The organism is Paracoccus sp. J55 (assembly GCF_000513975.1).
Classification (GTDB): Bacteria; Pseudomonadota; Alphaproteobacteria; order Rhodobacterales; family Rhodobacteraceae; genus Paracoccus.
Genome location: NZ_AZVA01000003.1, coordinates 79,781 through 103,794, shown reverse-complemented (window position 1 = coordinate 103,794; position 24,014 = coordinate 79,781). Strand labels below are relative to the sequence as shown.

Annotated in this window: 24 protein-coding genes; 13 read left to right on the top strand and 11 right to left on the bottom strand. The window is 68.6% G+C overall.

Annotation, left to right across the window (positions count from 1 at the left end):
• The first annotated feature begins 4 nt into the window (after nt 1-4).
• The 3 genes from PARJ55_RS0104415 to PARJ55_RS0104405 are packed head-to-tail and all read left to right on the top strand — an operon-like array spanning nt 5 to nt 3,704.
• The gene (locus tag PARJ55_RS0104415; protein ID WP_028711911.1) at nt 5-1,702 is read left to right on the top strand and encodes a peptide ABC transporter substrate-binding protein; all 1,698 of its coding nucleotides are present in this window, start codon (nt 5-7) and stop codon (nt 1,700-1,702) included.
• Nucleotides 1,703-1,732: 30 nt separating this feature from the next.
• Nucleotides 1,733-2,740, top strand: a complete 1,008-nt coding sequence (locus PARJ55_RS0104410) for an ABC transporter permease (protein WP_028711910.1) — start codon at nt 1,733-1,735, stop codon at nt 2,738-2,740.
• A complete protein-coding gene (locus PARJ55_RS0104405) occupies nt 2,733-3,704 on the top strand; it encodes an ABC transporter permease (protein ID WP_028711909.1) in 972 nt (323 codons plus the stop codon). The genes PARJ55_RS0104410 and PARJ55_RS0104405 overlap by 8 nt, the downstream gene beginning before the upstream one ends.
• A 38-nt stretch (nt 3,705-3,742) precedes the next feature.
• Here PARJ55_RS0104405 and PARJ55_RS0104400 read toward each other — a convergent pair whose 3' ends face one another.
• The 3 genes from PARJ55_RS0104400 to PARJ55_RS0104390 are packed head-to-tail and all read right to left on the bottom strand — an operon-like array spanning nt 3,743 to nt 5,897.
• Nucleotides 3,743-4,384 carry a thiamine diphosphokinase gene (locus PARJ55_RS0104400; RefSeq protein WP_028711908.1) on the bottom strand — a complete coding sequence of 214 codons (642 nt, stop codon included), beginning with the start codon at nt 4,382-4,384 and terminating at the stop codon, nt 3,743-3,745.
• Nucleotides 4,381-4,593 carry a DUF2842 domain-containing protein gene (locus PARJ55_RS0104395; RefSeq protein WP_028711907.1) on the bottom strand — a complete coding sequence of 71 codons (213 nt, stop codon included), beginning with the start codon at nt 4,591-4,593 and terminating at the stop codon, nt 4,381-4,383. Before PARJ55_RS0104395 ends, PARJ55_RS0104400 begins: the two co-directional genes overlap by 4 nt.
• An 11-nt stretch (nt 4,594-4,604) precedes the next feature.
• Nucleotides 4,605-5,897, bottom strand: coding sequence for an adenylosuccinate synthase (locus tag PARJ55_RS0104390; RefSeq protein WP_028711906.1), 1,293 nt, complete (start codon nt 5,895-5,897; stop codon nt 4,605-4,607).
• Nucleotides 5,898-6,094: 197 nt separating this feature from the next.
• Here PARJ55_RS0104390 and PARJ55_RS0104385 point away from each other — a divergent pair, with 197 nt between their 5' ends.
• From PARJ55_RS0104385 to ureG, 9 genes are all read left to right on the top strand, one after another.
• Nucleotides 6,095-6,901, top strand: a complete 807-nt coding sequence (locus PARJ55_RS0104385; RefSeq protein WP_028711905.1) for an urease accessory protein UreD — start codon at nt 6,095-6,097, stop codon at nt 6,899-6,901.
• A gap of 12 nt (nt 6,902-6,913) precedes the next feature.
• On the top strand, nt 6,914-7,216 hold the full coding sequence (locus PARJ55_RS0104380; RefSeq protein ID WP_028711904.1) for an urease subunit gamma: 303 nt from the start codon (nt 6,914-6,916) through the stop codon (nt 7,214-7,216).
• A 9-nt stretch (nt 7,217-7,225) separates the two neighbouring features.
• On the top strand, nt 7,226-7,774 hold the full coding sequence (locus PARJ55_RS0104375; RefSeq protein ID WP_028711903.1) for a HupE/UreJ family protein: 549 nt from the start codon (nt 7,226-7,228) through the stop codon (nt 7,772-7,774).
• Nucleotides 7,771-8,079, top strand: a complete 309-nt coding sequence (locus PARJ55_RS0104370; RefSeq protein WP_028711902.1) for an urease subunit beta — start codon at nt 7,771-7,773, stop codon at nt 8,077-8,079. Before PARJ55_RS0104375 ends, PARJ55_RS0104370 begins: the two co-directional genes overlap by 4 nt.
• A 10-nt stretch (nt 8,080-8,089) precedes the next feature.
• Nucleotides 8,090-9,790 carry an urease subunit alpha gene (gene ureC / locus PARJ55_RS0104365; RefSeq protein WP_028711901.1) on the top strand — a complete coding sequence of 567 codons (1,701 nt, stop codon included), beginning with the start codon at nt 8,090-8,092 and terminating at the stop codon, nt 9,788-9,790.
• A gap of 121 nt (nt 9,791-9,911) precedes the next feature.
• Nucleotides 9,912-10,133, top strand: coding sequence for a hypothetical protein (locus tag PARJ55_RS0104360; RefSeq protein ID WP_028711900.1), 222 nt, complete (start codon nt 9,912-9,914; stop codon nt 10,131-10,133).
• A gap of 19 nt (nt 10,134-10,152) precedes the next feature.
• Nucleotides 10,153-10,605 (top strand): urease accessory protein UreE, encoded by a 453-nt coding sequence (locus PARJ55_RS0104355; RefSeq protein ID WP_036696929.1) that lies wholly within the window; start codon nt 10,153-10,155, stop codon nt 10,603-10,605.
• A 3-nt stretch (nt 10,606-10,608) separates the two neighbouring features.
• Nucleotides 10,609-11,241 carry an urease accessory protein UreF gene (locus tag PARJ55_RS0104350; protein ID WP_028711898.1) on the top strand — a complete coding sequence of 211 codons (633 nt, stop codon included), beginning with the start codon at nt 10,609-10,611 and terminating at the stop codon, nt 11,239-11,241.
• The gene (gene ureG, locus PARJ55_RS0104345) at nt 11,238-11,852 is read left to right on the top strand and encodes an urease accessory protein UreG (protein ID WP_028711897.1); all 615 of its coding nucleotides are present in this window, start codon (nt 11,238-11,240) and stop codon (nt 11,850-11,852) included. Before PARJ55_RS0104350 ends, ureG begins: the two co-directional genes overlap by 4 nt.
• Before the next feature lie 287 nt (nt 11,853-12,139).
• Here the strand turns inward: ureG and PARJ55_RS0104340 are convergent, their stop codons facing one another.
• The 4 genes from PARJ55_RS0104340 to recA form a co-directional block, all read right to left on the bottom strand.
• A complete protein-coding gene (locus PARJ55_RS0104340) occupies nt 12,140-12,934 on the bottom strand; it encodes a class II glutamine amidotransferase (RefSeq protein WP_028711896.1) in 795 nt (264 codons plus the stop codon).
• Nucleotides 12,935-13,001: 67 nt separating this feature from the next.
• Complete coding sequence (locus PARJ55_RS0104335; RefSeq protein ID WP_028711895.1) at nt 13,002-13,292, bottom strand: DUF1330 domain-containing protein; 291 nt, start codon at nt 13,290-13,292, stop codon at nt 13,002-13,004.
• Entirely contained in the window at nt 13,289-15,946 is a 2,658-nt protein-coding gene (gene alaS, locus PARJ55_RS0104330) for an alanine--tRNA ligase (protein ID WP_028711894.1), read from the bottom strand. The genes PARJ55_RS0104335 and alaS overlap by 4 nt, the downstream gene beginning before the upstream one ends.
• 279 nt (nt 15,947-16,225) lie before the next feature.
• The gene (gene recA / locus PARJ55_RS0104325; RefSeq protein WP_028711893.1) at nt 16,226-17,296 is read right to left on the bottom strand and encodes a recombinase RecA; all 1,071 of its coding nucleotides are present in this window, start codon (nt 17,294-17,296) and stop codon (nt 16,226-16,228) included.
• 244 nt (nt 17,297-17,540) lie between these two features.
• Here recA and PARJ55_RS0104320 point away from each other — a divergent pair, with 244 nt between their 5' ends.
• Nucleotides 17,541-18,125: a sulfotransferase family 2 domain-containing protein gene (locus PARJ55_RS0104320; protein WP_028711892.1), complete on the top strand. Its 585-nt coding sequence runs from the start codon at nt 17,541-17,543 to the stop codon at nt 18,123-18,125.
• Nucleotides 18,126-18,143: 18 nt separating this feature from the next.
• On the opposite strand, the gene PARJ55_RS0104315 is transcribed toward PARJ55_RS0104320, so the two are convergent.
• The 4 genes from PARJ55_RS0104315 to guaB all read right to left on the bottom strand — a co-directional run bounded on the left by PARJ55_RS0104315 (nt 18,144) and on the right by guaB (nt 23,786).
• Nucleotides 18,144-20,186: an ATP-binding protein gene (locus tag PARJ55_RS0104315; RefSeq protein ID WP_028711891.1), complete on the bottom strand. Its 2,043-nt coding sequence runs from the start codon at nt 20,184-20,186 to the stop codon at nt 18,144-18,146.
• A gap of 58 nt (nt 20,187-20,244) precedes the next feature.
• Complete coding sequence (locus PARJ55_RS0104310) at nt 20,245-21,396, bottom strand: RsmB/NOP family class I SAM-dependent RNA methyltransferase (protein ID WP_028711890.1); 1,152 nt, start codon at nt 21,394-21,396, stop codon at nt 20,245-20,247.
• A 75-nt stretch (nt 21,397-21,471) separates the two neighbouring features.
• A complete protein-coding gene (locus PARJ55_RS21460; protein WP_036713808.1) occupies nt 21,472-22,272 on the bottom strand; it encodes a hypothetical protein in 801 nt (266 codons plus the stop codon).
• A gap of 65 nt (nt 22,273-22,337) precedes the next feature.
• A complete protein-coding gene (gene guaB / locus PARJ55_RS0104300; RefSeq protein WP_028711889.1) occupies nt 22,338-23,786 on the bottom strand; it encodes an IMP dehydrogenase in 1,449 nt (482 codons plus the stop codon).
• Between the last annotated feature and the right edge of the window lie 228 nt (nt 23,787-24,014).

The window sequence follows — 24,014 nt, the reverse complement described above, 5'->3', positions numbered from 1 at the left end:
GACCATGATGATTTCCCGACTGATCGTTTCGGCGCTGGCGCTGGCCGTCGCTTCGCCCGCCCTGGCCGAACGCGGCGGCGACGGCGAGCTGCGCGTGCTTTACTGGCAGGCCGCCACGGTGCTGAACCCCTATCTGTCGACCGGCGCCAAGGACGTGGACCCGGCCTCGATGGTGATCGAGCCGCTGGCCATCGTCGCCGACGACGGCAGCCTGGTTCCGGTGCTGGCGGCCGAGATCCCCAGCCGCGAGAATGGCGGCATCGCCGAGGATTTCACCTCGGTCACCTGGAGGCTGAAGCCGGGGCTGGTCTGGTCGGACGGCTCGCCCGTCACCGCAGAGGACGTGAAGTTCACCGCCGAATATTGCATGGACCCGGCCTTCGGCTGCGCGGTGCTGGCCGAGTTCGAGGGCATCGCCTCGGTCGAGGCGCTGGATGCGCAGAGGGTGCGGCTGAATTTCGACGCGCCGCGCTATGCGCCCCTGCAAGCCTTCGTCGGCGGGCGCACGCCGGTGCTGCAAAAGGCGCAGTTCCAGCCCTGCATGGGCGCGGCGGGCGCCAGCTGCACGGCGCAGAATTTCGGCCCCATCGGCACCGGCCCCTATCGGGTGACGGATTTCCGGCCCGGCGACGTGGCGGTGTTCGAGATCAACCAGCATTACCGCGACCCCGCGAAACCCGCCTTCGACCGGGTGACGGTCAAGGGCGGCGGCGATGCCATGGCGGCGGCGCGGGCGGTGCTGGAATCGGGCGAGTACGATTTCGCCTGGAACCTGCAGCTGCCGCCCGAGTCGGTGGCGGCGATGGAGGCGCAGGGCAAGGGCAGGCTGGTCGCCAGCTTCGGCTCGATGGTCGAGCGGATCGAGCTGAACCAGACCGATCCCAGCTCGGACCTGCCCGAGGGCGAGCGGTCCACCGCCGCGCATCCGCATCCGGTCCTGGGCGATCCGGCGGTGCGCCGGGCGCTGTCCATGGCCATCGACCGGCCGCTGCTGGCCGAGCTGACCTATGGCCCGGCCGGCAAGCCGACCTGCACCATCGTGCCGGTGCCGGCCGCCTATGCCTCGGGACGCGACGAATGCCTGGCGCAGGACATCGAGGGCGCGAAAGCGGCGCTGGACCAGGCCGGCTGGCTGCCGGGCGGCGACGGCGTGCGTGAAAAGGACGGTCATCGGCTGTCGCTCGTGTTCCAGACCACGGTGAACCCGGTGCGCCAGGACGTGCAGGCGCTGGTCAAGCAATGGTGGTCCGAGATCGGCGTCGAGACCGAGCTGAAGGCGGTGGACGGCGCGGCCTTCTTCGGCGGCGATCCGGGCAATCCCGATTCGCAGCAGAAATTCTATGCCGATGCGCAGATGTTCACCGATGCCTTCTATATCCCCGACCCTGCCTCGTTCCTGAACAAGTTCGTCTGCTCGCGCATCCCCTCGGCGGAAAACCAGTGGCAGGGCAACAATTCCGTGCGCTTCTGCGACAAGGCCTATGACGCGGGCATCGCCGAGCTGCATCGCAGCGCCGAGCCGGAACAGCGGCAGGAGATCGCGAAACGCCTGACCGACACGCTGACCGCCGAGGGCAATTACCTGCTGCCGCTGGTGCATCGCGGCATGGTCTCGGCCCATGCGGGCAGCCTGCGGGGCGTCGCCCCGAACGGCTGGGAGGGGCAGCTGTGGAACGTCGCCGACTGGAGCCGCGTCGAGTGAGGAAAAAGCCGTGAGCGCGAAAGGATCGCCATGCTGAGTTTCGCCCTGCGCCGGCTCTTGCTGGCAATCCCGACGCTGCTGTTCATCTCGCTGGTGATCTTCCTGCTGCTGGAAGCCTCGCCCGGCGATCCCTTGGGCGACGTGCCGCTGACCGTGCCGCCCGAGGTCAAGGAGCGGATGCGCGAGGCGCTGGGGCTGGGGCAGGCCTGGTATATCCGCTATGTGCTGTGGCTGAAGCAGTTCTTCTGGGTCGAGCCGCTTCACTGGTTCGACCGCGCCTTCGGCACCGGGTTCAGCGAAGGCATGCAGCGCATCATCAGCTTCCAGAGCCGCAGCCCGGTCTTCGACGTGATCGCGCAGCGGCTGCCGCAGACGCTGACCGTCGTCGGCATGTCCTACCTGATCGGGGTGCTGATCGCGATCCCGATCGGCATCGTCTCGGCCTACAAGCAATATAGCTGGTTCGACCAGATCGGCACCTTCGTGTCGATGGTCGGCTTCTCGCTGCCGACCTTCTTCACCGGGGTGGTGCTGATCATCGTCTTCGGCATCAAGCTGCAATGGTTCCCGTCGATCTACGACACCACCTTGCGGGTGACGGATTGGGACAGCTTCGCCCAGCAGGTGCGGCAGATGGTGATGCCGGTCACGGTGCTGGCGCTTTACAACGCCGCGCAGATCAGCCGCTTCATGCGCGCCTCCATGCTGGACAACCTGCGGCAGGATTACGTGCGTACCGCCCGCGCCAAGGGCCTGTCCGAGCGCGTCGTAGTGCTGAAGCACGTGCTGCGCAATTCGCTGATCCCGGTGGTCACGGTGATCGCGCTGGGTCTGCCGGCGGTCTTCGGCGGCGCCATCATCACCGAGCAGGTGTTCAAGGTGAACGGGCTGGGGCAATTGCTGATCCTGGCGATCAACGCCAACGACATCCCGATGGTGATGACGCTGACCTTCATCTTCGCGGTGCTGATCGTCACCTTCACCCTGATCGCCGACCTGCTCTATGGCGTGCTGGACCCGAGGATCCGCTATGACTGACCGGCTGCTGATCGAGGAAAGCGCGGTCAATGCCGCGGCACCGGGGGCCGAGGCGCTGCCACCGGCCGCCCCAACGCCCGAGGCCCCGGCCCGCAGCCAGTGGCGCGACATCTGGCGGCAGTTCCGCAGCCATCGCGGCGCCATGGTGGCGCTGGTGCTGTTCGTGGCGATCATCCTGTTCGTGGCCGTCGGGCCGCTGGTCTGGACCATCGAGCCGACCTTCGTCGACATCCGCGCCCGCAACCAGGGCTTCAGCGCCGCGCATCCGCTGGGCACCGACCAGCTGGGCCGCGACCTGCTGGCCCGGCTGATGGCGGGGGGGCAGGTCTCGCTGGCGGTGGGGCTGACCGCCATGGCGATCGCGCTGAGCCTGGGCAGCCTGATCGGCATCAGCTCGGGCTATTTCCGCCGGCTCGACGCGCCGCTGATGCGGCTGACCGAGCTGTTCCTGGCCCTGCCGCTGCTGCCGCTGCTGCTTCTGATGGTGACGCTGTTCCGCGAGCCTTTGGGCAAGGCGATGGGCCCGGCGGGCGGCACCTTCCTGCTGATCGTCGGCGCCATCGGCGTCACCTCGTGGATGCAGACCGCGCGCATCGTGCGCGGCGAAGTGCTGGGCCTGAAGGAGCGCGAGTTCATCCTGGCGGCGAAATCCATCGGCACGCCGGCGCCGCGGATGATCCTGCGCCATGTGCTGCCCAACGTGGTCTCGCCCATCGTGGTGGCGGCGACGCTGGGCATCGCCACGGCGATCATCACCGAAAGCGCGCTGTCCTTCCTGGGGCTGGGCTTCCCGCCGGATTTCCCGACCTGGGGGCGGCTGCTTTACGACGCGGTGGACCAGATGCAGATGTATCCCTGGCGGGTGGTGCTGCCGGGGCTGCTGATCTCGCTGACGGTGCTGTCGGTGAACTATATCGGCGACGGGTTGCGCGATGCCATGGACCCGCGGATCCGCAAGCGCTGAACGGCGCGGTTGCATGGGTATTTGGCGAGCAAAGAAGCCTAGAGCGCCGCGGCCAGGCGCGGCAGTTCCGCGCGCGGCAGGATCAGGAGCATCGGGCCCTCGCATTCCAGCGTGACCGGGCCCGTGGCTTCGTTCGAGGTGCCGCTGCGTCCGGCCGGCGCGAAGGCCAGCCCGTCGATGGGCCATTTCAGGCCGGTCGAGCTGCCCGAGGCCGGGCCCATCGGGAACAGCGAGACCCGGGTGCCGGGGGCGAGGTCCAGCGCGAGATGCGGGGGGGCGAGGGTGATCGCGTCCTCGCCGGCGATCAGGATGCAGGGCGGGCCGATGCGGCGGGCGAGCACGCCGAGCGCCGAGAGGAAATGATCGTGGCGCGCGCCCGAGAAACCCAGCGCAATGATGAAGGGCGCACCGAGCCGGGAGAGGCATTTCTCGAAATCGGTGCTGTCCTGCTCGGCGATGGGATGCTGGTTTTCGGCCGGGATCTCGGCCCGGGCGCGGGCCGAGATGCTGTCGAAATCGCCCCAGACCGCCGCCGGCATCAGCCCGTGGCTCAGCGCGGTATCGGCGCCGCTGTCCGCGGCGGCCACCACCGGCGCGAGCCGCAGCGCCTGCTGCAGGTCGGCGCGGCTGACCGGCGCGCCGCCGATCAGCGTGACCGGGCGGGCGCTGGTGAACCTCATTCGCCCTTGCCGATGCCGGAGAAGACCTTGCGGAAGGGCAGCGCCCAGAGGATGCCCAGGGCCACATAGACCGCAAGCTCGACCAGGATCGGCTGGCGGCCCCAGCTCCGGTCCATCCAGTTCACCAGGCTCACCGCCACCACGATATAGAGCGGCAGCCCGACCAGCAGGATCACCAGCGACCAGCGTTTGCGCGTCTTGAGGTCCATGTCAGCCCGCGTCAGTCCGCAAAGGGATCGGTCACGAGGATGGTATCGTCGCGCTCGGGCGAGGTCGAGAGCAGCGCGACGGGGCACTGGATCAATTCCTCGATGCGGCGGACGTATTTGATCGCATTGGCCGGCAGGTCGGCCCAGCTGCGCGCGCCCTGCGTCGAATCCTGCCAGCCCTCCATCTCCTCGTAGACGGGTTTCGCGCGGGCCTGCAGCGCCGCGGCGGTGGGCAGGTGGTCGTAATGCTGGCCGTCCACTTCGTAGCCGGTGCAGATCTTGAGCGTCTGGAAGCCGTCCAGCACGTCGAGCTTGGTCAGCGCGATGCCGTCCACGCCCGAGATGGCGCAGGTCTGGCGCACCAGCACCGCATCGAACCAGCCGCAGCGGCGCTTGCGGCCGGTGACGGTGCCGAATTCATGGCCGCGCTCGCCCAGGCGCTGGCCGTCGGCATCGTCGAGCTCGGTCGGGAACGGGCCTTCGCCGACGCGGGTGGTATAGGCCTTGACGATGCCCAGCACGAAGCCGATGGCCGAGGGGCCGAGCCCGGTGCCGCTGGCCGCCATGCCCGACATGGTGGTCGAGCTGGTCACATAGGGATAGGTGCCGAAATCGATGTCGAGCAGGCTGCCCTGCGCGCCCTCGAACAGGATGCGCTTGCCGGCCTTGCGGTAGTCGTTCATCACCTTCCAGACCGGCTGGGCGTATTGCAGCAGTTTCGGGGCGATTTCCAGCAGCCTGGCGCGCAGCTCCGCCCGGTCGATGGGCGCGGCGCCGAGGCCCTGGCGCAGGGCGTCGTGATGGGCGAGCAGGCGGTCGAGGCGCGAGTCCAGCGTCTCCTCGTCGCCAAGGTCGGCGACGCGGATGCTGCGGCGGCCGACCTTGTCCTCATAGGCGGGACCGATGCCGCGGCCGGTGGTGCCGATCTTGCTGGCACCGGCAGCTTCCTCGCGCAGCTTGTCGAGGTCCTGATGCAGCGGCAGGATCAGCGGGGTGTTTTCCGCGATCATCAGGTTTTCCGGGCTGATCTCGACCCCCTGCGCGGCCAGCTTGTCGATTTCGGCGAACAGCGACCAGGGGTCCAGCACCACACCGTTGCCGATGACCGCCATCTTGCCCTTGCGCACGATGCCCGAGGGCAGGAGCGACAGCTTGAAGACCTGATTGCCGATGACCAGCGTGTGGCCGGCGTTGTGGCCGCCCTGGAAGCGCGCGATCACATCGGCGCGTTCCGACAGCCAGTCGACGATCTTGCCCTTGCCCTCGTCGCCCCATTGCGCGCCGACGACCACCACATTGGCCATTGTGCTTCCCCTTGCGGTCATGAATGCCGCGAACCGTATAATGGCCGAAGCCCTTGGGGGGAAGCGCATTCCGCCCTGCCTGCGAAATGCCCAGCCTGCCCCGATTTCGCGCAGATCGGGGATCGGGCCGGCGGATCTGGTGCCTTTCCTTGCAGTCGCGGCGCGGCTCTGCCGATGCTTCGGGCAAAGAGGTCCCGATGCTGCACCAGACGATCCCCTGCCAGCTTCCCCGCGCCCAAGGGCGTGTCCGCGCCGGATTCGCGCTGCGCGGCGGCACGACCCGGCTGGAGCGGCTGCACCAGTCCGGCAGCGGCAAGGCCATGCTGCCGCCCGCAGGGGGCTGCGAGCTGGTGCTGCTGAACACTTCGGGCGGGCTGACCGGCGGCGACCGGATGGAGATCGCGGTCGGGCAAGGGCCGGGCACGCGGCTGGTGGTGACGACCCAGACGGCCGAGCGCGCCTATCGCTCGGTGACCGGGCGCGCGGGGGTGCAAGCGCGCTATGCGGTGGCGGACGGCGCGCATCTGGACCTGCTGCCACAGGAGACGATCCTGTTCGACCGCGCCGCGCTGGTGCGCGAGCAGGAGGTGGCGCTGGCCGGCACGGCCAGCTGCCTCTGGGCCGAGGTGCTGGTGCTGGGCCGCGCGGCCATGGGCGAGACGGTGACGCGGCTGGACCTGAGCGACCGGCGCCGCATCAGCCGCGACGGCCGGCCGGTCTTTGTCGAGAACCTGCGCATCACCGATGCCGCGCTGGCCGGATGCGGGCCGGCGATGCTAGCCGGATGCCGCGCCTTTGCGACGCTGGTGCTGGTGGCCCCCGACGCCGCCGACCGCCTGGGGCGGGCGCGGGATGCGCTTGGCGCGGACGGCGCCGCCAGCGCCTTCGACGGCAAGCTCGTGGCGCGGCTGATGGCCCCGGATGGCTGGGAGCTGCGGCAGGCGCTGATGCGGCTGATCCGGGCGATCCGGCCCGGCCCCCTGCCCCGCGTCTGGCAAATCTGAAGGAAGCCCAAGATGAACCTGAGTCCCCGCGAAAAGGAAAAGCTGCTCGTCTCGGTCGCCGCCATGGTGGCGCGCGCCCGGCTGGCCCGCGGCGTCAGGCTGAACCACCCCGAGGCCATCGCGCTGATCTCGGATTTCGTGGTCGAGGGCGCGCGCGACGGCCGCACGGTCGCCGAGCTGATGGAGGCCGGCGCCCATGTCATCACCCGCGAGCAATGCATGGAGGGTATCCCCGAGATGATCCATTCCGTGCAGGTCGAGGCCACCTTTCCGGACGGCACCAAGCTGGTCACCGTCCACGATCCCATCCGCTGAGAGGCTGCCATGAAACCTATCCTTCCCCTGCTGCTGATGCCGACGGCGGCCTTTGCCCATCCCGGCCATGTCGGCCATGCCGCGCCCTTCGCCGAGGGCTGGATGCACCCCCTGGGCGGCACCGACCATGTGCTGGCGATGGTTGCAGTCGGGCTATGGGCCGCGACGGCGGCGGACCGGCGGGGCCTCTGGGCGCTGCCGCTATGCTTCGTCGCCGCCATGCTGGCCGGCGGCGCGCTGGGGGCGGCGGGCCTGCCCCTGCCGGCGGTCGAGCCGATGATCCTGGCTTCGTCCGTCATCCTCGGCCTTGCCGTGGCGCTGGCGCTGCGGCCCTCGCTGGGCTTTGCCTTGCCGGTGGTGGCTGTCTTCGGCCTGATGCACGGCCATGCGCATGGGGCCGAGGGGCCGGCCTCGCGTCTTGCCGCCTATGCGGCGGGCTTCGTGCTGGCGACCGCGGCGCTGCATCTGGCAGGGATCGCGCTTGGCCGGCTGGGCGCCACGCGCCTGCTGGGCGCGGCGACGGCGGCGGCGGGCGTCGCGCTGGCGGTGCTGCCGTGATCCCGGGCGAACTCTTTCCGGCCGAGGGCGAGATCGTCCTGAACGCCGGGCGCGAGGCGATCACGCTGATGGTCGCCAATACCGGCGACCGGCCGGTGCAGGTCGGCAGCCACTACCATTTCGCCGAGACCAATCCGGGGCTCGATTTCGACCGGGCGGCGGCGCGCGGCATGCGGCTGGACATCGCCGCCGGCACCGCCGTCCGCTTCGAGCCGGGCCAGCGGCGCGAGGTGCGGCTGATCCCGCTTGCCGGCCGGCGCGCGGTCCATGGCTTCAACGGCACGGTCATGGGCCCGCTGGATTAAGGAGAGGATCATGGCGCTGACCATTTCCCGCGGCGACTATGCGCAGATGTATGGCCCGACCACCGGCGACCGCCTGCGGCTGGGCGATACCGAGATCGTCATCGAGGTCGAGCGCGACCTGACCACCTATGGCGAAGAGGTCAAGTTCGGCGGCGGCAAGGTGATCCGCGACGGCATGGGCCAGTCGCAGGCCAGCCACGCTGAGGGGGCCATGGACACCGTCATCACCAATGCGCTGATTCTTGACCATTCCGGCATCTACAAGGCCGATATCGGCCTGCGCGACGGGCGCATCCACGGCATCGGCAAGGCCGGCAATCCCGATACCCAGCCGGCCGTGACGCTGGTGATCGGCCCCGGCACCGAGATCATCGCCGCCGAGGGCCGCATCGTCACCGCCGGCGGCATGGATGCGCATATCCATTTCATCTGCCCGCAGCAGGTCGAGGACGCCATCGCCTCGGGCATCACCACCATGCTGGGCGGCGGCACCGGCCCGGCGCATGGCACGCTGGCCACCACCTGCACGCCGGGGCCCTGGCACATCCGGCGGATGCTGATGGCGATGGATTCGGTGCCGGTGAACATGCTGATCTCGGGCAAGGGCAATGCCTCGCGCCCCGAGGCGCTGGAGGAGATGGTCCGCGCCGGCGCCGCCACGCTGAAGCTGCACGAGGACTGGGGCACCACCCCGGCCGCCATCGACTGCTGCCTGACCGTCGCCGATGCGATGGACGTGCAGGTGACGATCCATACCGACACGCTGAACGAATCCGGCTTTGTCGAGCACACGCTGGCGGCGATCAAGGGCCGCACCATCCACGCCTTCCACACCGAGGGCGCGGGCGGCGGCCATGCGCCGGACATCATCCGGCTGGTCGGTGCGCCGAACGTCATCCCCAGCTCGACCAATCCGACCCGCCCCTTTACCGCCAACACGGTCGAGGAGCATCTGGACATGCTGATGGTCTGCCATCACCTCGACAAGCGCGTGCCCGAGGACGTGGCCTTCGCCGAAAGCCGCATCCGCCGCGAGACGATCGCGGCCGAGGACATCCTGCACGACATGGGCGCCTTTTCAGTGATCTCCTCCGACAGCCAGGCCATGGGCCGGGTGGGAGAGGTGGTGACGCGGACCTGGCAGACCGCGCACAAGATGAAGCTGCAGCGCGGGCGGCTGGCCGGAGAGACGGGCCGGAACGACAACCTGCGCGCCCGGCGCTACGTGGCGAAATACACCATCAACCCCGCCATCGCGCATGGCATCAGCCATGAGATCGGCAGCGTCGAGCCGGGCAAGCGCGCCGATCTGGTGATCTGGGACCCCGCCATGTTCGGCGCCAAGCCGGAAATGGTGCTGGTCGGCGGCATGATCGCCTGGGCGCAGATGGGCGATCCGAACGGCTCGATCCCGGTGCAGCCCATGTATATGCGGCCGATGTGGGGCGCGATGGGCCGGGCGCGGCATGCCTCGGGCACGACCTTCGTCAGCCGGGCCGGGCTGGATGCCGGCTGCGCCGAGGGGATGCTGAAAGCGGCGGTGGCGGTGCGGGATACGCGCGGCATCGGCAAGGCCGACATGCGGCTGAACGACGCGACACCGCTGATCGAGGTGGACCCCGAAACCTACGAGGTGCGGGCGGATGGCGAGCTTCTGGCCTGCCAGCCCGCCACCGAACTGCCGCTGGCGCAAAGATATTTCCTGTTCTGAAAGCCGCTTACGCCCCCGCTGCAATGCAGCATTGCAAAAGAAGCCATGGTGATGACCGCGAAACAGACCTACATTCGACGCCAGGGGAGGAAACCATTCGCCAATACCGAAAGGGTTTCCAATGGCTACCATCTCGACCAACATCTTCTCGCCCCGCCTGCCGGAACTGTTCGACGCATTCCTCAAGCGGTTCGCGCGCGGAACCGAGGCCTATATCGAGAAGCATTCGCGCCGTGCCGAGATCGAGGCGCTGGAGGCGAAATCCGACGCCGAACTGGCCCGGATGGGCATCACCCGCGACCGGATCGTGCATTACGTCTTCAGCGACCGCATCTGGTTCTGACCTGCAAGGGGGCGCCGCGATGAGCGCGCCCCTGCCGTTGCGGGCCGTCGCGGTGCTTCGCGCGACCCCCGCCGACGACACGGTGGTCCTCGACTACGAGGGCCGCTTCCTGCGCCGCAAGCGCCTGACCTCGCGCGGCGGGCTGTCCTTTCTGGTCGACCTGCCCCAGACGGTCAGCCTTGATCCCGGCGACGCATTGCAGCTGGAGGACGGGCGTCTGGTCGGCATCGCCGCCGCGCTGGAGCCCTGCCTGCGCATCGAGGGGCCGCTGCCCCGCCTCGCCTGGCATATCGGCAACCGCCACACCCCCTGCCAGATCGAGCCCGACCACCTGCTGATCCGCGCCGATCATGTGCTGGAGGCCATGCTGCGCGGCCTCGGCGCCCGCATCACCCCGACCATGGCGCCCTTTGCCCCCGAGGGCGGCGCCTATGGCCATGGCCGCACCATGGGCCATGACCATGCGCATTAGCCGATGTCCGCGCTGGACCGCCTGTCGCTGATCCAATGGCTGTCGCCGGCCTTCCCCACCGGCGGCTTCGCCTATTCGCACGGGCTGGAACAGGCGATGGCCGAGGGCGTGCGGGACGCCGATGCGGTTTCGGACTGGGTCGCGGATGTGCTGCGCCATGGCGGCGGCCGGCTCGACGCGGTGCTGCTGGCGCTGGTGCTGCGCGGCGAGGATGCCGAGGAGATCGCGGATCTTGCCCGTGCCTTGGCCGGCTCAGCCGAGCGGCTGGCGGAAACCGCGGACCAGGGCCGCGCCTTTGCCGCCACCGTCTCGGCGCTTTCGGCCGCGACGCTGCCGGCGCGGCCGCTGCCCGTCGCGGTGGGTGAGGCCGCGCGCCGACTGACCCTGCCGGCCGAAGAGGTGATCGCGCATTACCTGCACGCCTTCGCCGCGAACCTGATCTCGGCCGCGACGCGCTTCCTGCCGCTGGGCCAGGCCGAGGCGCAGGCGGCGCTTTCCCGCCTGCATCCCCTGATCGCCGCGCTTGCGGCCGAAGCCGCGACGGCCGGGCGCGACCGGCTGGAAAGCTGCTGCTTCGGCGCCGATCTGGCGGCGATGCGGCATGAAACCCTGGAGGTAAGGATCTTCCGCACATGATGAACGGACCTTTGCGCGTCGGCATCGGCGGCCCGGTCGGCGCCGGAAAGACCACCCTGACCGAGCAGCTGGCCCGGGCGCTGGCGCCGCGCCTGTCCATGGCGGTCATCACCAATGACATCTATACCCGCGAGGATGCCGAGGCGCTGATGCGCGCCCAGGTGCTCCCGGCCGAGCGCATCCGCGGCGTCGAGACCGGCGGCTGCCCGCATACCGCGATCCGCGAGGATGCCAGCATCAACCTGGCCGCCGTGGCCGATCTGCGCACCGCCTTCCCCGAGTTGGCGCTGATCCTGATCGAATCGGGCGGCGACAACCTGGCCGCGACCTTCTCGCCCGAGCTCGCCGATCTGACGATCTATGTCATCGACACCACTGCCGGGCAGGACATCCCCAGGAAGCGCGGGCCGGGGCTGGCCCGATCCGACCTGCTGGTGGTGAACAAGACCGACCTTGCGCCGCATGTCGGGGTGGATCTGGCGCTGCTGGAAAGCGATGCACGGGCGGCGCGGGGCACGCGGCCCTTCGTCATGGCGCAATTGCGGCATGGCAAGGGGGTCCGCGAGATCGTGGATTTCCTGCTGCGCGAGGGCGGGCTGGCCCTGCGCTGACCCGTGAACGATCCGGCCGCGCGAGCCCGGCACGGACGCTGCACCTGCACCGTGGCTGAGGGTATTTGGGCAACAGAGAAGAGACCGGAGAAAGGCGCCCGGCCACCGGCCGGCCTTGGCCGACATCGCCCCATTCCCATCGCCGCGGGTAACGGCCGCCTCCGGAGGAGGTCCGGCTTGGCACAGCTGGCCGGCTGCGATGCCTTTCCGGCCGGGGCAAGCAGCCCCACCGGGTTCCGGGCCGTCGCAAGGCGGATGGCGCCGACTTTCGCGGGGGGTTTCGTGGCTCAGGCGACGGCGCGCAGCGGCCCCGGCCGGAAAGGCGTGAGTGTCACCTCGGCGCCGTCGAAGATGCAGAAGCTTTGCGCCGGCACCTCCAGCCAGCCGGTTTCGTCGCTCTCCAGCGGTTCCGAGACCACCGCGCGGCCGCCGCGCGTGTCGGACCAGCGGTGGAACAAGGTCGGCGCATGTTCGTCGCTGGCATAGCGCAGGGCATAGAGTCTGGTCCCATCCGAGAAGGCCGCCGTCAGCCGCACATGCGGCGCCGCGCCCTTTTGCCGGGCCAGTGCCTCGAATTTCGCGGTGGCGCGGGCCATGGCGCCGGCGGGGTCGTCCTCCAGCCCCTCGCCCAGGGCCATCAGGAACAGCGCCTCGCTGTCGGTGGCGCCCTTGCGATGCGGATAGAGCTCGTCGGGGATCAGCACCTCGGCATGGCGGCGATAGCCGTCGTAGCCGCCGAACTGGCCGTTATGCATGAAGCACCATTTGCCGACGACGAAAGGATGGCAATTGTTGCGGCTGGTCGCCGTGCCGGTCGAGGCCCGCACATGCGCCAGGAACAGGTGCGATTTCACCGTGGCGGTCAGGCTGCGCAGGTTGCTGTCCGACCAGGCCGGCATGATGTCGCGGTAAAGGCCCGGCTCCTCGCGCTCGCCATACCAGGCGATGCCGAAGCCGTCGGCATTGACCGGGGTGTGACAGCGGGTCGCCCCGTGGCTTTGCCGGACCAGCGAATGGCCGGGCCGGCAGATGACATCCTCAAGATAGATCGGACTGCCGACATAGGCTGCCCAGCGGCACATTATCCTGCCCCTTTCCGCGCTTTTTCCTAGGGCTAGCACGAAAAGCCTGACGAATCACCAAAAAGTCTCAGGCGGGGTTTTCTTCCACGATCACAAGGTCGCGTTCGGCCGCATCCCGGGCATGGTCCAGCGCCGCCTGATACTCGGCCGAGCGGTAGCAGGCCACCGCATCCTCGACGCTGGGGAAGCGCGCCACGACATTGCGGGCGCGCTCCTTGCCTTCAAGCTGCACGTAGCGCGAACCGCGGGCCAGGAACACCCCGCCATGCGCGGCGATCGCCGGCCCCGCCAGCCGGGCATATTCGCCATAGGCATCGGGGTCGGTCACGGTCACATGGGCGATCCACAAGGCGGTCATGCTTTCTCTCCGATCAGGGTTTCGACGGCCGAGATGGCGCTATCGGCCGCGGCAAGGCTGGGCGCCCCGCCCTGGGCGCGGTCGGGACGGCCACCGCCGCCCTTGCCGCCAAGCGCCGCGGTCGCGGTCTGCACCAGTTCGACGGCGCTGATCCGGCCGGTCAGGTCGGGGGTGACGCCCGCCGCCACCGTCGCCTTGCCGTCCGCCTCGGCCAGCACCACCACGGCGCCGGAGCCGAGCCGCGACTTCATCTCATCGACCAGCGGGCCCAGCTCCTTGCCGGTCACGCCCTCGACGCGCCGGGCGATCAGCTTGATGCCGTTGATGTCCTTGGGCTTGTCCTCGGACCCGCCGCCCATCGCCAGCTGGCGCTTGAGCTGCGCCACCTCGTTGGCCAGCGCCTTGCGCTCATCGGCCAGGGCGCGGACCTTGTTCACCACGTCGCCGGCCTGCGCCTTGACGATGCCGGCAATTTCGGAAAGCTCGGCGTCCACGCGACGCAATTCGTCCATCGCCGCCTGGCCGGTCAGCGCCTCGATGCGGCGGATGCCGGCGGCCGAGGCGGTCTCGCCGGTCAGCGCGAACATGCCGATATCGCCGGTGCGCGCGACATGGGTGCCGCCGCACAGCTCCAGCGAATAGGTCTGGCCGCCGGTGCCCTTGCCCGAGCCCGCCAACTCGCCCATCGAGACCACGCGCACCTCGTCGCCGTATTTCTCGCCGAACAGCGCCTGGGCGCCCAGGGCGCGGGCATCGTCGGGGGACATGATCCGGGTCTCGACCGGGCTGTTCTGGCGGATGAAATCATTCACCTCGCGTTCGACCTGGGCCAGCTCCTCGGGTGTCATCGCCTTGGCATGGCTGAAGTCGAAGCGCAGCCGGTCCGGCGCGTTCAGGCTGCCGCGCTGCGCGACATGCTCGCCCAAGGCGCGGCGCAGCGCCTCGTGCAGCAGATGCGTGGCCGAATGGTTGGCACGGATGGCGCTGCGGCGGTCGTGATCGACGGAAAGCTGCGCCCCCTGGCCGCGCTGGATCGTGCCCAGCGTCACCTCGGCGATATGGATGAAGACGCCGCCCGACTTCTTGGTGTCGGTGACGCGCGCCGCGCCGGTCTCGGTCTTGATCAGGCCGGTATCGCCGACCTGGCCGCCGGCTTCGGCATAGAAGGGCGTCTGGTTCACCACGATCTGCACCTGCTGGCCCTCGGAGGCCGCATCCACCGCGGCGCCGTCCTGCACCAGGGCCAGGATCTGGCCCTCGCTGATCTCGGTGTCATAGCCCAGGAATTCGGTGGCGCCGTGCTCTTCGGCGATATCGAACCAGATCGCGGCATCCTTGGTCTCGCCCGAGCCGGCCCAGGCGGCGCGCGCCTTGGCCTTCTGCTCGGCCATGGCGGCGTCGAAGCCGGCGGTATCGACCGCGCGGCCCTTTTCGCGCAGCGCGTCCTGGGTCAGGTCCAGCGGGAAGCCATAGGTGTCGTAAAGTTTGAACGCCGCCTCGCCCGGCAGGTTCGCCCCCTCGGGCAGCTTCGCGAGCTCGTCGTCCAAGAGCCGCAAGCCGCGGTCCAGCGTCTGCTTGAAGCGGGTCTCCTCCAGCTTCAGCGTCTCCTCGATCAGCGCCTGGGCGCGGCCGAGCTCGGGATAGGCGGCACCCATCTCGCGCACCAGCGAGGGCACCAGCCGATGCATCACCGGGTCCTTGGCGCCCAGCATATGCGCATGCCGCATGGCGCGGCGCATGATGCGGCGCAGCACATAGCCGCGCCCCTCGTTCGAGGGCATCACCCCGTCGGCGATCAGGAAGCTGGTCGAGCGCAGGTGATCGGCGATGACGCGATGATGCACCTTGCCGGGACCGTCCGGGTCGGCGCTGGTCGCATGCGCGCTGGCCTCGATCAGGCTCCGCATCAGGTCGGTGTCGTAATTGTCATGCTTGCCCTGCAGAAGCGCGCCGATCCGCTCCAGCCCCATGCCGGTGTCGATCGACTGCATGTCGAGCGCGCGCATCGAGCCATCCTCGAACTGCTCGTTCTGCATGAAGACCAGATTCCAGATCTCGATGAAGCGGTCGCCGTCCTCATCGGCGCTGCCGGGCGGACCGCCCCAGATCTGCTCACCGTGGTCATAGAAGATCTCGGTGCAGGGACCGCAGGGACCGGTCGGACCCATCTGCCAGAAATTGTCGCTGGTCGGAATGCGGATGATGCGGTCATCGGGAAGCCCCGCGACCTTCTTCCAGATCTCCGCCGCCTCGTCGTCGGTGTGATAGACGGTGACCAGCAGCTTGTCCTTGGGAATGCCGAAATCCTTGGTCAGAAGCTCCCAGGCAAAGGGGATGGCGCCGTCCTTGAAATAGTCGCCGAAGCTGAAATTCCCCAGCATCTCGAAGAAGGTATGGTGGCGCGCGGTATAGCCGACATTGTCCAGGTCGTTGTGCTTGCCGCCGGCCCGCACGCATTTCTGTGCGGTGGTGGCGCGCTTGTAGTCCCGCGTCTCGACGCCGGTGAACAGGTTCTTGAACTGCACCATGCCCGAATTGGTGAACATCAGCGTCGGGTCGTTTCGCGGCACCAGCGGGCTCGAGTCGACGACGCGATGGCCGTTGCGTTCGAAATAGTTCAGGAAGGTTGAGCGGATCTCATTCAAGCTGGGCATATCGGGCCTTCATCGCAAAGCGGTTTTTCCGGCCAGAACCGGTTTGCCGCCCGGTCTAGCCCCAGCCATGGCGGCTGTCCAGCAATCCCGCGTGGCCGGGCGGCCTCCCGGCATCTCTCTTGGGCAAATATCCTGGGGGAGCGACTCATGCGCCCCGTCGAGGGGCGCGTGAGGCGTGGGGGCAAAGCCCCCTTGGCGATGGAAATGCACGGGAACTTCCCTGCGCACCGCATGCAAGCCCTGTCGGAAGCCACCGATGCCCGCCGGGTCGGTCCGGGATCAATCCTCGGTCAGCGCCTCGTCGCCATCCTCCGCAGCCCCGAAATCCAGGCCGTGGCTGGCACGGATCTTGTCCTCGATGGCATAGGCCACGTCGGGATTGTCGCGCAGATATTGCTTGGCATTCTCGCGGCCCTGGCCGATGCGCTCATCGCCATAGGAATACCAGCTGCCCGATTTCTCGACCACGCCGGCCTTGATGCCGAGGTCGATCAGTTCGCCGACCTTCGAGATGCCCTCGCCATACATGATGTCGAACTCGACCTGGCGGAAGGGCGGCGCCACCTTGTTCTTGACCACCTTGACCCGGGTCGAGTTGCCGACCACCTCGTCTCGGTCCTTGATCGAGCCGGTGCGGCGGATATCCAGGCGCACCGAGGCGTAGAATTTCAGGGCGTTGCCGCCGGTGGTGGTCTCGGGGTTGCCGAACATCACGCCGATCTTCATGCGGATCTGGTTGATGAAGATCACCATGCAGTTCGACCGCCCGATGCTGGCGGTCAGCTTGCGCATCGCCTGGCTCATCAGCCGGGCCTGGCTGCCCATCTGCATGTCGCCCATATCGCCCTCGATCTCGGACTTGGGCGTCAGCGCCGCCACCGAATCGACCACGACCAGGCTGACCGCGCCCGAGCGCACCAGCGTATCCACGATCTCCAGCGCCTGTTCGCCGGTGTCGGGCTGGCTGATCAAGAGCTCGTCCAGGTTGACGCCCAGCTTCTTGGCATATTGCGGGTCCAGCGCATGTTCGGCATCGACGAAGGCGCAGACGCCGCCCTTCTTCTGCTCCTCGGCCACGACATGCAGCGTCAGCGTGGTCTTGCCCGAGCTTTCCGGGCCGAAGATCTCGATGATCCGGCCCTTGGGCAGGCCGCCGATCCCCAGGGCGATGTCGAGCCCCAGCGAGCCGGTCGAGGTCGCCTCGATCTCGGCCACCGGACTGTCGGCGCCCAGCTTCATGATCGAGCCCTTGCCGAATTGCCGTTCGATCTGGGCCAGCGCGCTGTCCAGCGCCTTCTGCTTGTCTGCGGATCGCTTGTCGTTCATGTCGAAAAGTGTTGCCCCTGCCATGCGGTCCTCATGCTTATTTCACACCCCGCCATCCGGGGCAATCAGCGCCCGCCCGCCATTTTGTTCACGGGTTGTTCTTATCTGCGCCCTATTGCGCCGAAATGCAAGTCCTGGTTGGCGAATCAGAGGCCGCATCGCGACCTCCTGCCCCAGACTGCCGCGAAAGGATTAAGAAACGGTTTACAGCCGCAGGGCGGATGGCTATCCCGGCGCGCATGCCGCAACGGCTGAAAGTATTTGGAAAATGCTGATCTTCTGGGAAAGGCGGCTGGTCTTCCTCGCGACACCCAAGGCCGGGTCCACCGCGGTGGAATCCGCGCTTGAAGCCCTGGCCAATGTCGCCGTCCAGCGCCCGGCCGCGCTGAAACATGCCGACCTGCAGACCTATCGACGCCATATAGAGCCCTGGCTGCATTCGGCCACCGGCGAGAAATTCACCACCATCGCCCTGATGCGCGAGCCGATCGGCTGGCTGCGCAGCTGGTATCGCTTTCGCCTGCGCGACGATGACGAGGACCCGGAACACCCCATGATCGGCGTCAGCTTCGCGGATTTCGCCAGCGCCTATGCCGATCCCGACGGGCCGGAGGTGGCGCGGGTGGGCAGCCAGGCCGCCTTCCTGACCACGGAAGCCGATCATGTCGATCGCATCTTCCGCTACGAGGACATGGAAACCTTTACCCATTTCCTCGAGGACCGGCTGGATTGCGCGATCAGCCTGCCGCGGGTGAACGTGCCGCCGACGGTCGACGTCAGCCTGAACCCCGAACAGGAGGCGGGGCTGCGCAAGGTGATGGCGGCGGATTTCGCGCTTTACGATTCGCTTTGATCCCGGTCCGGCGGCGACCTAGCGATTGCCGCCCAGCTGCCGGCTCACCAGCGCGGTCAGGTCCGAAAGCGAGAAGGGCTTGGCCAGGAAGGCGGCATCCGGCACCGGCGGACGGCCCTCCGAGAAGATGTCCTCGGCATAGCCCGACATGAAGATCACCTTGGTGTCAGGCCGGTCGCGCAGCGCGGTGCGCACCCAGGCCGGGCCGTCCATGCCCGGCATCACCACATCGGTGACGAAGACATCCACCTCCAGGCGCTGATCGGCCAGCAGCGACAGCGCATCCTCGGCGCAGGCCGCCTCGAGCACGTTGAACCCCTGCAGTTTCAAGGCGCGGCTGGCAAAGGCGCGCACCGGGGCCTCGTCCTCGACCAGCAGCACGGTCGCCTCGACCTCGCGACGCGCGCGCATCGCAGCCGTCGGGGACTGTTGCTGCACCTCTTCGGCATCGCGGCGGTCATGCGCCGGGAAGAACAGGGAAAAGCAGCTGCCCTCGCCCGGCGCGCTGTCGCAGAAGATATAGCCGCCGGTCTGCTTGACGATGCCGTAAGCGGTCGAGAGTCCCAGTCCGGTGCCTTCGCCGGTGCGCTTGGTGGTGAAGAAGGGCTCGAAGATCTTGGCCAGATCATCGGCGGCAATGCCGCAGCCCTGGTCGCGGACCTGGACCCGGACATAATCCCCGGCCGGCAAGGTGGCGCGCCCGCAGGCGGCGCGGCTCTCCAGCCGGACATTGTCGGTGCAGATGGTGATGTCGCCGCCCTCGGGCATGGCGTCGCGGGCGTTCACCACCAGGTTCATGATCACCTGTTCCAGCTGGCGCCGGTCGGCGCGGATCATCCGCAGCGAAGGATCGTGATCGAAGGTCAGCACGATGCGCTCGCCCACCAGCCGGTTCAGCAGATGCGTCAGGTCCGAAAGCGTGTCGCGCAGGTCCATGATCTGCGGCTTGAGCGTCTGCTTGCGGGAAAACGCCAGCAATTGCCGCACCAGCGCCGCCGCCCGGTTGGCGTTCTGGCTGATCTGGTCCAGATCGGCGTAGTCCGGATCGGCCTTGTCATGGCGCAGCATCAGCAGGTCGCAATGCCCGGTGATCGCGGTCAGCAGGTTGTTGAAGTCATGCGCGATGCCGCCGGCAAGCTGGCCGATCGCCTGCATCTTCTGGCTTTGCACGAACTGCGCCTCGAGCGTCTTCAGCGCGCTGGCATCGGACAGCACCGCGGTGACGTGATCCCCCTTGCCGCGCGTCAGCGAGACCTGAACGAACCGGTCGGGGCCCTCGGCCCGAACATGCAGCACCTCTGAGCCGCCGATCGTCCGTCCCGCGCCGACATCCGCCACCCAATCGCCCATCTCGCGTCCGAGCCCGTCGAGCAGTGCGGCCAGGTTCTGTCCCCCGACCGCCCCCCCCAGCAGGTCGCAGGCGGCCGCATTGGCGCGGAGGATATTCGCCGCGGGGTCGAGGATCAGCAACGAGACCGGAAGCAGATCGAAATCGTCGATGTCGCTGCGCGGCGGCGCCGGCGCGGGCAGCGCCGGCAGCTCGGGGGCGGCGGCCCGCCACAGCTGGACGGTCGAGCCCGCCTGGCGGGTCACCATATAATCGCCCGCCTCGCCCAGATCGGCGCGGACCCTGCCGCTGCGGGAAAGGCCGATACCCAGGTCCTGCCAGAACGCGGCCGGATCGGCATGGCGGCGGCTGAGCGCATCATGAACGGGTCGGTCGACCAGATCGCCGATCCGGTCCAGCGCCATCTGATTCTGCGCCAGGATCAGCCCGTCCGGCCCGACCGCAAAGGCCGGCAGATCATGGTCCAGGACGGCGGGCAGCAGCCGGGTCAGATCGCGCCGCGTCGCCAGCCCCCGCCACAGGTGACGGGCCGAAATGGCGCCCCCCAGAAGATACCAGGCCGTCACCGCCGCACCGACGGTCAAAAGAGTGACGCCGCCCTGCGCGTCCTGCGGGCGCAGCGCCAGCCACAACGCGCCGATCAGCGCGGGAAGCGTCAGAAACGGCACCAGGATTTGCGCCGAGCGCAGGATGTCCGCCCGTTCCGAAATCATCAGTCCCCTCGCAACCAATCTTTTCCTCTCTGCGTAGCGCATGCGGGTTAACCGGAGGTTAACGCCGACGCATCAAGGCGAGGTAGAAGCCGTCCGAAGCCTCCAGCGGCGTGAACCGGCGCTCGGCGACCGGTTCGAATCCCGGATTGCGGGCAAGGAATGCATGTGCTTGCCCCTGGTTTTCCGCAGAAAGCACCGAACAGGTCATATAGGCGAGATACCCGCCCGGCGCGACGAATCCGGCCGCCTGATCCAGGATCCCGCCCTGCACCGACAACAGCCGCCGCAGCGCTTCGGGGGTCAGCCGCCATTTCGCCTCGGGGCTGCGCCGCCAGGTTCCGCTGCCCGAACAGGGCACATCAGCCAGGACGGTATCGAACCGGCCCGCGACCTTGCCCGGCGCGGCCAGGCGGATGCGCACCCCGGCTCTTTCGGCCCGGGCCGGCAGATCGGCCATGCGCCCGGCATCGATGTCATGCGCGGTGATCGGCCCCGCTCCCCGCGCCGCCATGGCCAGCGCCTTGCCGCCGCCCCCCGCGCAAAAGTCCAGCAGACTGCCCTGCTCCGGCAAAAGCGCGCAGGCCAGCTGGGGCGAAAGGTCCTGCAGCTCGACCAGACCCTCGCGATAGGCGCGGCAGCCGGACAGCCGCCGCGCGCCTTCGGAGACGCGCAGCGCCGTGGGCAGTTCGGCATGCGCCACGGTCGCGATCCCCTCCTCGGCCAGCGCGGCGGCGGCGCGCGCCGGATCGGCGCGGCGCAGGTTGACCCGCAGCCAGACCGGCGCGCGGTCGCGCATCGCCAATGCCACCGGCTCGGCAGCGGCGCCCAGCGCCTCGTGCCACAGCGGCAAAAGCCAGTCCGGCAGGTCCAGCGCCTCTGCCGGCGTCGGCGCGCGGCCCGCCGCCAGCTCGGCCGCGGAAAGAGCCGGCGGCCCGTGCCCTTCGCCGGTGAACAGCGTTGCGGGATCGGCGCCTTCTTCGCGGCACAGCCCGAGAAGCAGCCCGCGCCCGGACAGCGCGCCGCCCAGGGCGGCACGAGAACGCCGCCGGCGCAGCGCATCGAAGACCAGATCCCGCACCGCCGCGCGATCCCCCGAACCGGCAAAGCGGCTGGCCCGGGCCCAGCGGATCAGCGCCGCCTCGGCGGCCTGTCCCGCAAGAATGCCGTCAAGGATGGCGATGGCCGCGGCAGCTCGGGCGGCGGGCGTCATGTCTGGCTGCGTCCCCGGCGCGGCGGTTGGCGGATCCCGCCCAGAAACGGCCCCGGCCGTGCTTTGTCAATCCCGTCAGGGCGGCAGACCGGACCGCCAGAGCGAGGCCCCCTCTTCCCCCGAGGCGACGCGCACCGCGATCATCGGCCCGCCCGGAGCCCCCAGGGGCGAGCGTCCCGAGGCCAGCACCGCCAGCGAGCCGGGCCGGCCAGTGACCTGACTGCCCAGCGGCGCCCCCAGCAACATCACCCTTTCCCGCACCCGCCGGCGCTGGCCGGACTCGATCGAGGCGAAGCTGTTATAGGTCTCGGGCGAACCGGTCATGCCCTGGAAACCCCGGTCGCGCAGCATCTGGTGCAGCGTGTCGAAACGCGCCAGGTAACGCTGCGCATGGACCTGGGTGCGAGAGTGGAACGCGCCTGCCGCAATGCGCCAATCGCCCATCTCTCCATGCAGATCGCGCACGAAACGCGCGGCATAGCGGGCATTCTCCAGCGGGTCGAACATCTGCGCGACCGAGGAGAAGTTCTCGCCATGCCAGCGATAGTTCAGCTGGAAGCAGCCTATGTCGATATTGGTGCGGCCCCGGGCCACGCGATCCTCGGCAAAGGCCACCGCGCTGGCGGGGTCGTCGAACCAGGTCCCCTCGCCCTCGGCATTGGCGCTCCAGGCCCAGGGGCGCACGACGCCGTCCAGGCGGCGCCCCGTCTCGGTCAGGGTCAGCGCGCCCATGATGTCCATCGGCACGCCATATTCCTGCGCCGCCTGCTGCGCGGCCCATTCGCAGACATCGGCCGAAGGCAGCGCCCTGCCCCCGCCGGGGCCGAAAGCCGCAGTGCCAAGCGCCAGAAGAAAAAGGAAAGCCCGGAAAAGCATGAAAGGCCGCGAAGGAAGTTCCCTCACGACCTCTAGGGCAAACCGATTAAGATTCGGTAAGCGGATCAGCCCATGCGGTAATTCGGGCTTTCGCGGGTGATCTGCACGTCATGGACATGGCTTTCCTTCAAGCCCGCACCGGTGATGCGCACGAACTGGCAGCCGCCGCGCATCTCGGCCACGGTGGCGTTGCCGGTATAGCCCATGGCGGCGCGCAGGCCGCCGACCAGCTGGTGGATCACCGCCGCGGCCGAGCCCTTGTAGGGCACCTGGCCCTCGATCCCCTCGGGGACCAGCTTGTCGCTGGCCGCGTCCTTCTGGAAATAGCGGTCGGCCGAGCCGCGCGCCATGGCGCCGAGGCTGCCCATGCCGCGATAGGACTTGAAGCTGCGGCCCTGATAGAGGATCACCTCTCCGGGCGATTCATCCGTGCCGGCGATGGCCGAGCCGACCATGGCGCAGGAAGCCCCCGCCGCGATGGCCTTGGCGAAATCGCCCGAGAACTTGATGCCGCCATCGGCGATGACCGGCACGTCGCCGGCGCCGCGCGCCGCGTCCATGATCGCGGTCAGCTGCGGCACGCCGACGCCCGCGACGATGCGGGTGGTGCAGATCGACCCCGGGCCGATGCCGACCTTGATCGCATCCGCGCCGGCATCGACCAGCGCGCGGGCCGCCTCGGCGGTCGCCACGTTGCCGGCCACCACCTGCACCTCGTTCGAATGCGCCTTGATGCGGGAAACGGCACGGGCCACGCCCTCGGAATGGCCATGGGCGGTGTCGATCACCACCAGATCCACCCCGGCTTCGATCAGGGCAAGGCTGCGCTCATATCCCTCGTCGCCGACGGTCGAGGCGGCGGCGACGCGCAGCCGGCCCAGCTCGTCCTTGCAGGCCAGCGGGTTCAGCACCGATTTCTCGGTATCCTTCAGCGTCAGCAGGCCGGTCAGCCTGCCCTCGGCATTGGTGATCAGCAGCTTCTCGATCCGGCGGGCCTTCATCAGGTCGATGGCCTCGGCCCGGTCGGCGGGCTCGCGCAGGATGGCGAGGTTCTCGGCCGTCATCACCGCCCGCACCGGCATGTCGTCGCTGTTGGCGAAGCGCATGTCGCGGTTGGTGATGATGCCGACGACGCGGCCGGCCGCGTCCACCACCGGAAAGCCGGTGACGTTGTAACGCTCCTGCAGGGCCTTGGCATCGGCGATGGTCTGGTCGGGGGTCAGGGTGATCGGGTCGTAGACGATGCCCGATTCGAAGCGTTTCACGCGGCGGACCTCGTCGGCCTGCTGCTCGGCGGTCAGGTTGCGGTGGATCACGCCGATGCCGCCGGCCTGGGCCATGGCGATGGCCATGCGGCTTTCGGTGACGGTATCCATGGCGCTGGAGAGCAGCGGAATGTTCATCCGGATCTGCTTGGTGACATAGGTCGTCACGTCGGCGGTCGAGGGCATCACCGAGGACGCCGCAGGAACGAGAAGAACATCGTCGAAGGTCAGAGCCTCACGAATCTGCATGGGAGCATCCTTGTCAGGGGTTCGTTTGGCAGTTTCCCATTTCACGCGGGGAGCGGATTGTCCAGCCTGCCGGGCGCGATCCGGGGCGATTTGGCGACGATTTCCGGATGCCGCCCTCTGGCGCGGCCGGACCGCTCCGATGACGGCCGGCAGGCGCATGCAACGGCCGGGCCGGGACGCCGCGTTAACGAAATGTTGCGGAGAGGACACGCCCGGAAGGCGGCGGGG

Coding starts and splice junctions, on each gene's coding strand:
- PARJ55_RS0104415 (WP_028711911.1), top strand. CDS start 5: ATGATGATTTCCCGACTGATCGTTTCGGCGCTGGCGCTGGCCGTCGCT.
- PARJ55_RS0104410 (WP_028711910.1), top strand. CDS start 1,733: ATGCTGAGTTTCGCCCTGCGCCGGCTCTTGCTGGCAATCCCGACGCTG.
- PARJ55_RS0104405 (WP_028711909.1), top strand. CDS start 2,733: ATGACTGACCGGCTGCTGATCGAGGAAAGCGCGGTCAATGCCGCGGCA.
- PARJ55_RS0104400 (WP_028711908.1), bottom strand. CDS start 4,384: ATGAGGTTCACCAGCGCCCGCCCGGTCACGCTGATCGGCGGCGCGCCG.
- PARJ55_RS0104395 (WP_028711907.1), bottom strand. CDS start 4,593: ATGGACCTCAAGACGCGCAAACGCTGGTCGCTGGTGATCCTGCTGGTC.
- PARJ55_RS0104390 (WP_028711906.1), bottom strand. CDS start 5,897: ATGGCCAATGTGGTGGTCGTCGGCGCGCAATGGGGCGACGAGGGCAAG.
- PARJ55_RS0104385 (WP_028711905.1), top strand. CDS start 6,095: ATGCTGCACCAGACGATCCCCTGCCAGCTTCCCCGCGCCCAAGGGCGT.
- PARJ55_RS0104380 (WP_028711904.1), top strand. CDS start 6,914: ATGAACCTGAGTCCCCGCGAAAAGGAAAAGCTGCTCGTCTCGGTCGCC.
- PARJ55_RS0104375 (WP_028711903.1), top strand. CDS start 7,226: ATGAAACCTATCCTTCCCCTGCTGCTGATGCCGACGGCGGCCTTTGCC.
- ureC (WP_028711901.1), top strand. CDS start 8,090: ATGGCGCTGACCATTTCCCGCGGCGACTATGCGCAGATGTATGGCCCG.
- PARJ55_RS0104360 (WP_028711900.1), top strand. CDS start 9,912: ATGGCTACCATCTCGACCAACATCTTCTCGCCCCGCCTGCCGGAACTG.
- PARJ55_RS0104355 (WP_036696929.1), top strand. CDS start 10,153: ATGAGCGCGCCCCTGCCGTTGCGGGCCGTCGCGGTGCTTCGCGCGACC.
- PARJ55_RS0104350 (WP_028711898.1), top strand. CDS start 10,609: ATGTCCGCGCTGGACCGCCTGTCGCTGATCCAATGGCTGTCGCCGGCC.
- ureG (WP_028711897.1), top strand. CDS start 11,238: ATGATGAACGGACCTTTGCGCGTCGGCATCGGCGGCCCGGTCGGCGCC.
- PARJ55_RS0104340 (WP_028711896.1), bottom strand. CDS start 12,934: ATGTGCCGCTGGGCAGCCTATGTCGGCAGTCCGATCTATCTTGAGGAT.
- PARJ55_RS0104335 (WP_028711895.1), bottom strand. CDS start 13,292: ATGACCGCCTTGTGGATCGCCCATGTGACCGTGACCGACCCCGATGCC.
- alaS (WP_028711894.1), bottom strand. CDS start 15,946: ATGCCCAGCTTGAATGAGATCCGCTCAACCTTCCTGAACTATTTCGAA.
- recA (WP_028711893.1), bottom strand. CDS start 17,296: ATGGCAGGGGCAACACTTTTCGACATGAACGACAAGCGATCCGCAGAC.
- PARJ55_RS0104320 (WP_028711892.1), top strand. CDS start 17,541: ATGCTGATCTTCTGGGAAAGGCGGCTGGTCTTCCTCGCGACACCCAAG.
- PARJ55_RS0104315 (WP_028711891.1), bottom strand. CDS start 20,186: ATGATTTCGGAACGGGCGGACATCCTGCGCTCGGCGCAAATCCTGGTG.
- PARJ55_RS0104310 (WP_028711890.1), bottom strand. CDS start 21,396: ATGACGCCCGCCGCCCGAGCTGCCGCGGCCATCGCCATCCTTGACGGC.
- PARJ55_RS21460 (WP_036713808.1), bottom strand. CDS start 22,272: ATGCTTTTCCGGGCTTTCCTTTTTCTTCTGGCGCTTGGCACTGCGGCT.
- guaB (WP_028711889.1), bottom strand. CDS start 23,786: ATGCAGATTCGTGAGGCTCTGACCTTCGACGATGTTCTTCTCGTTCCT.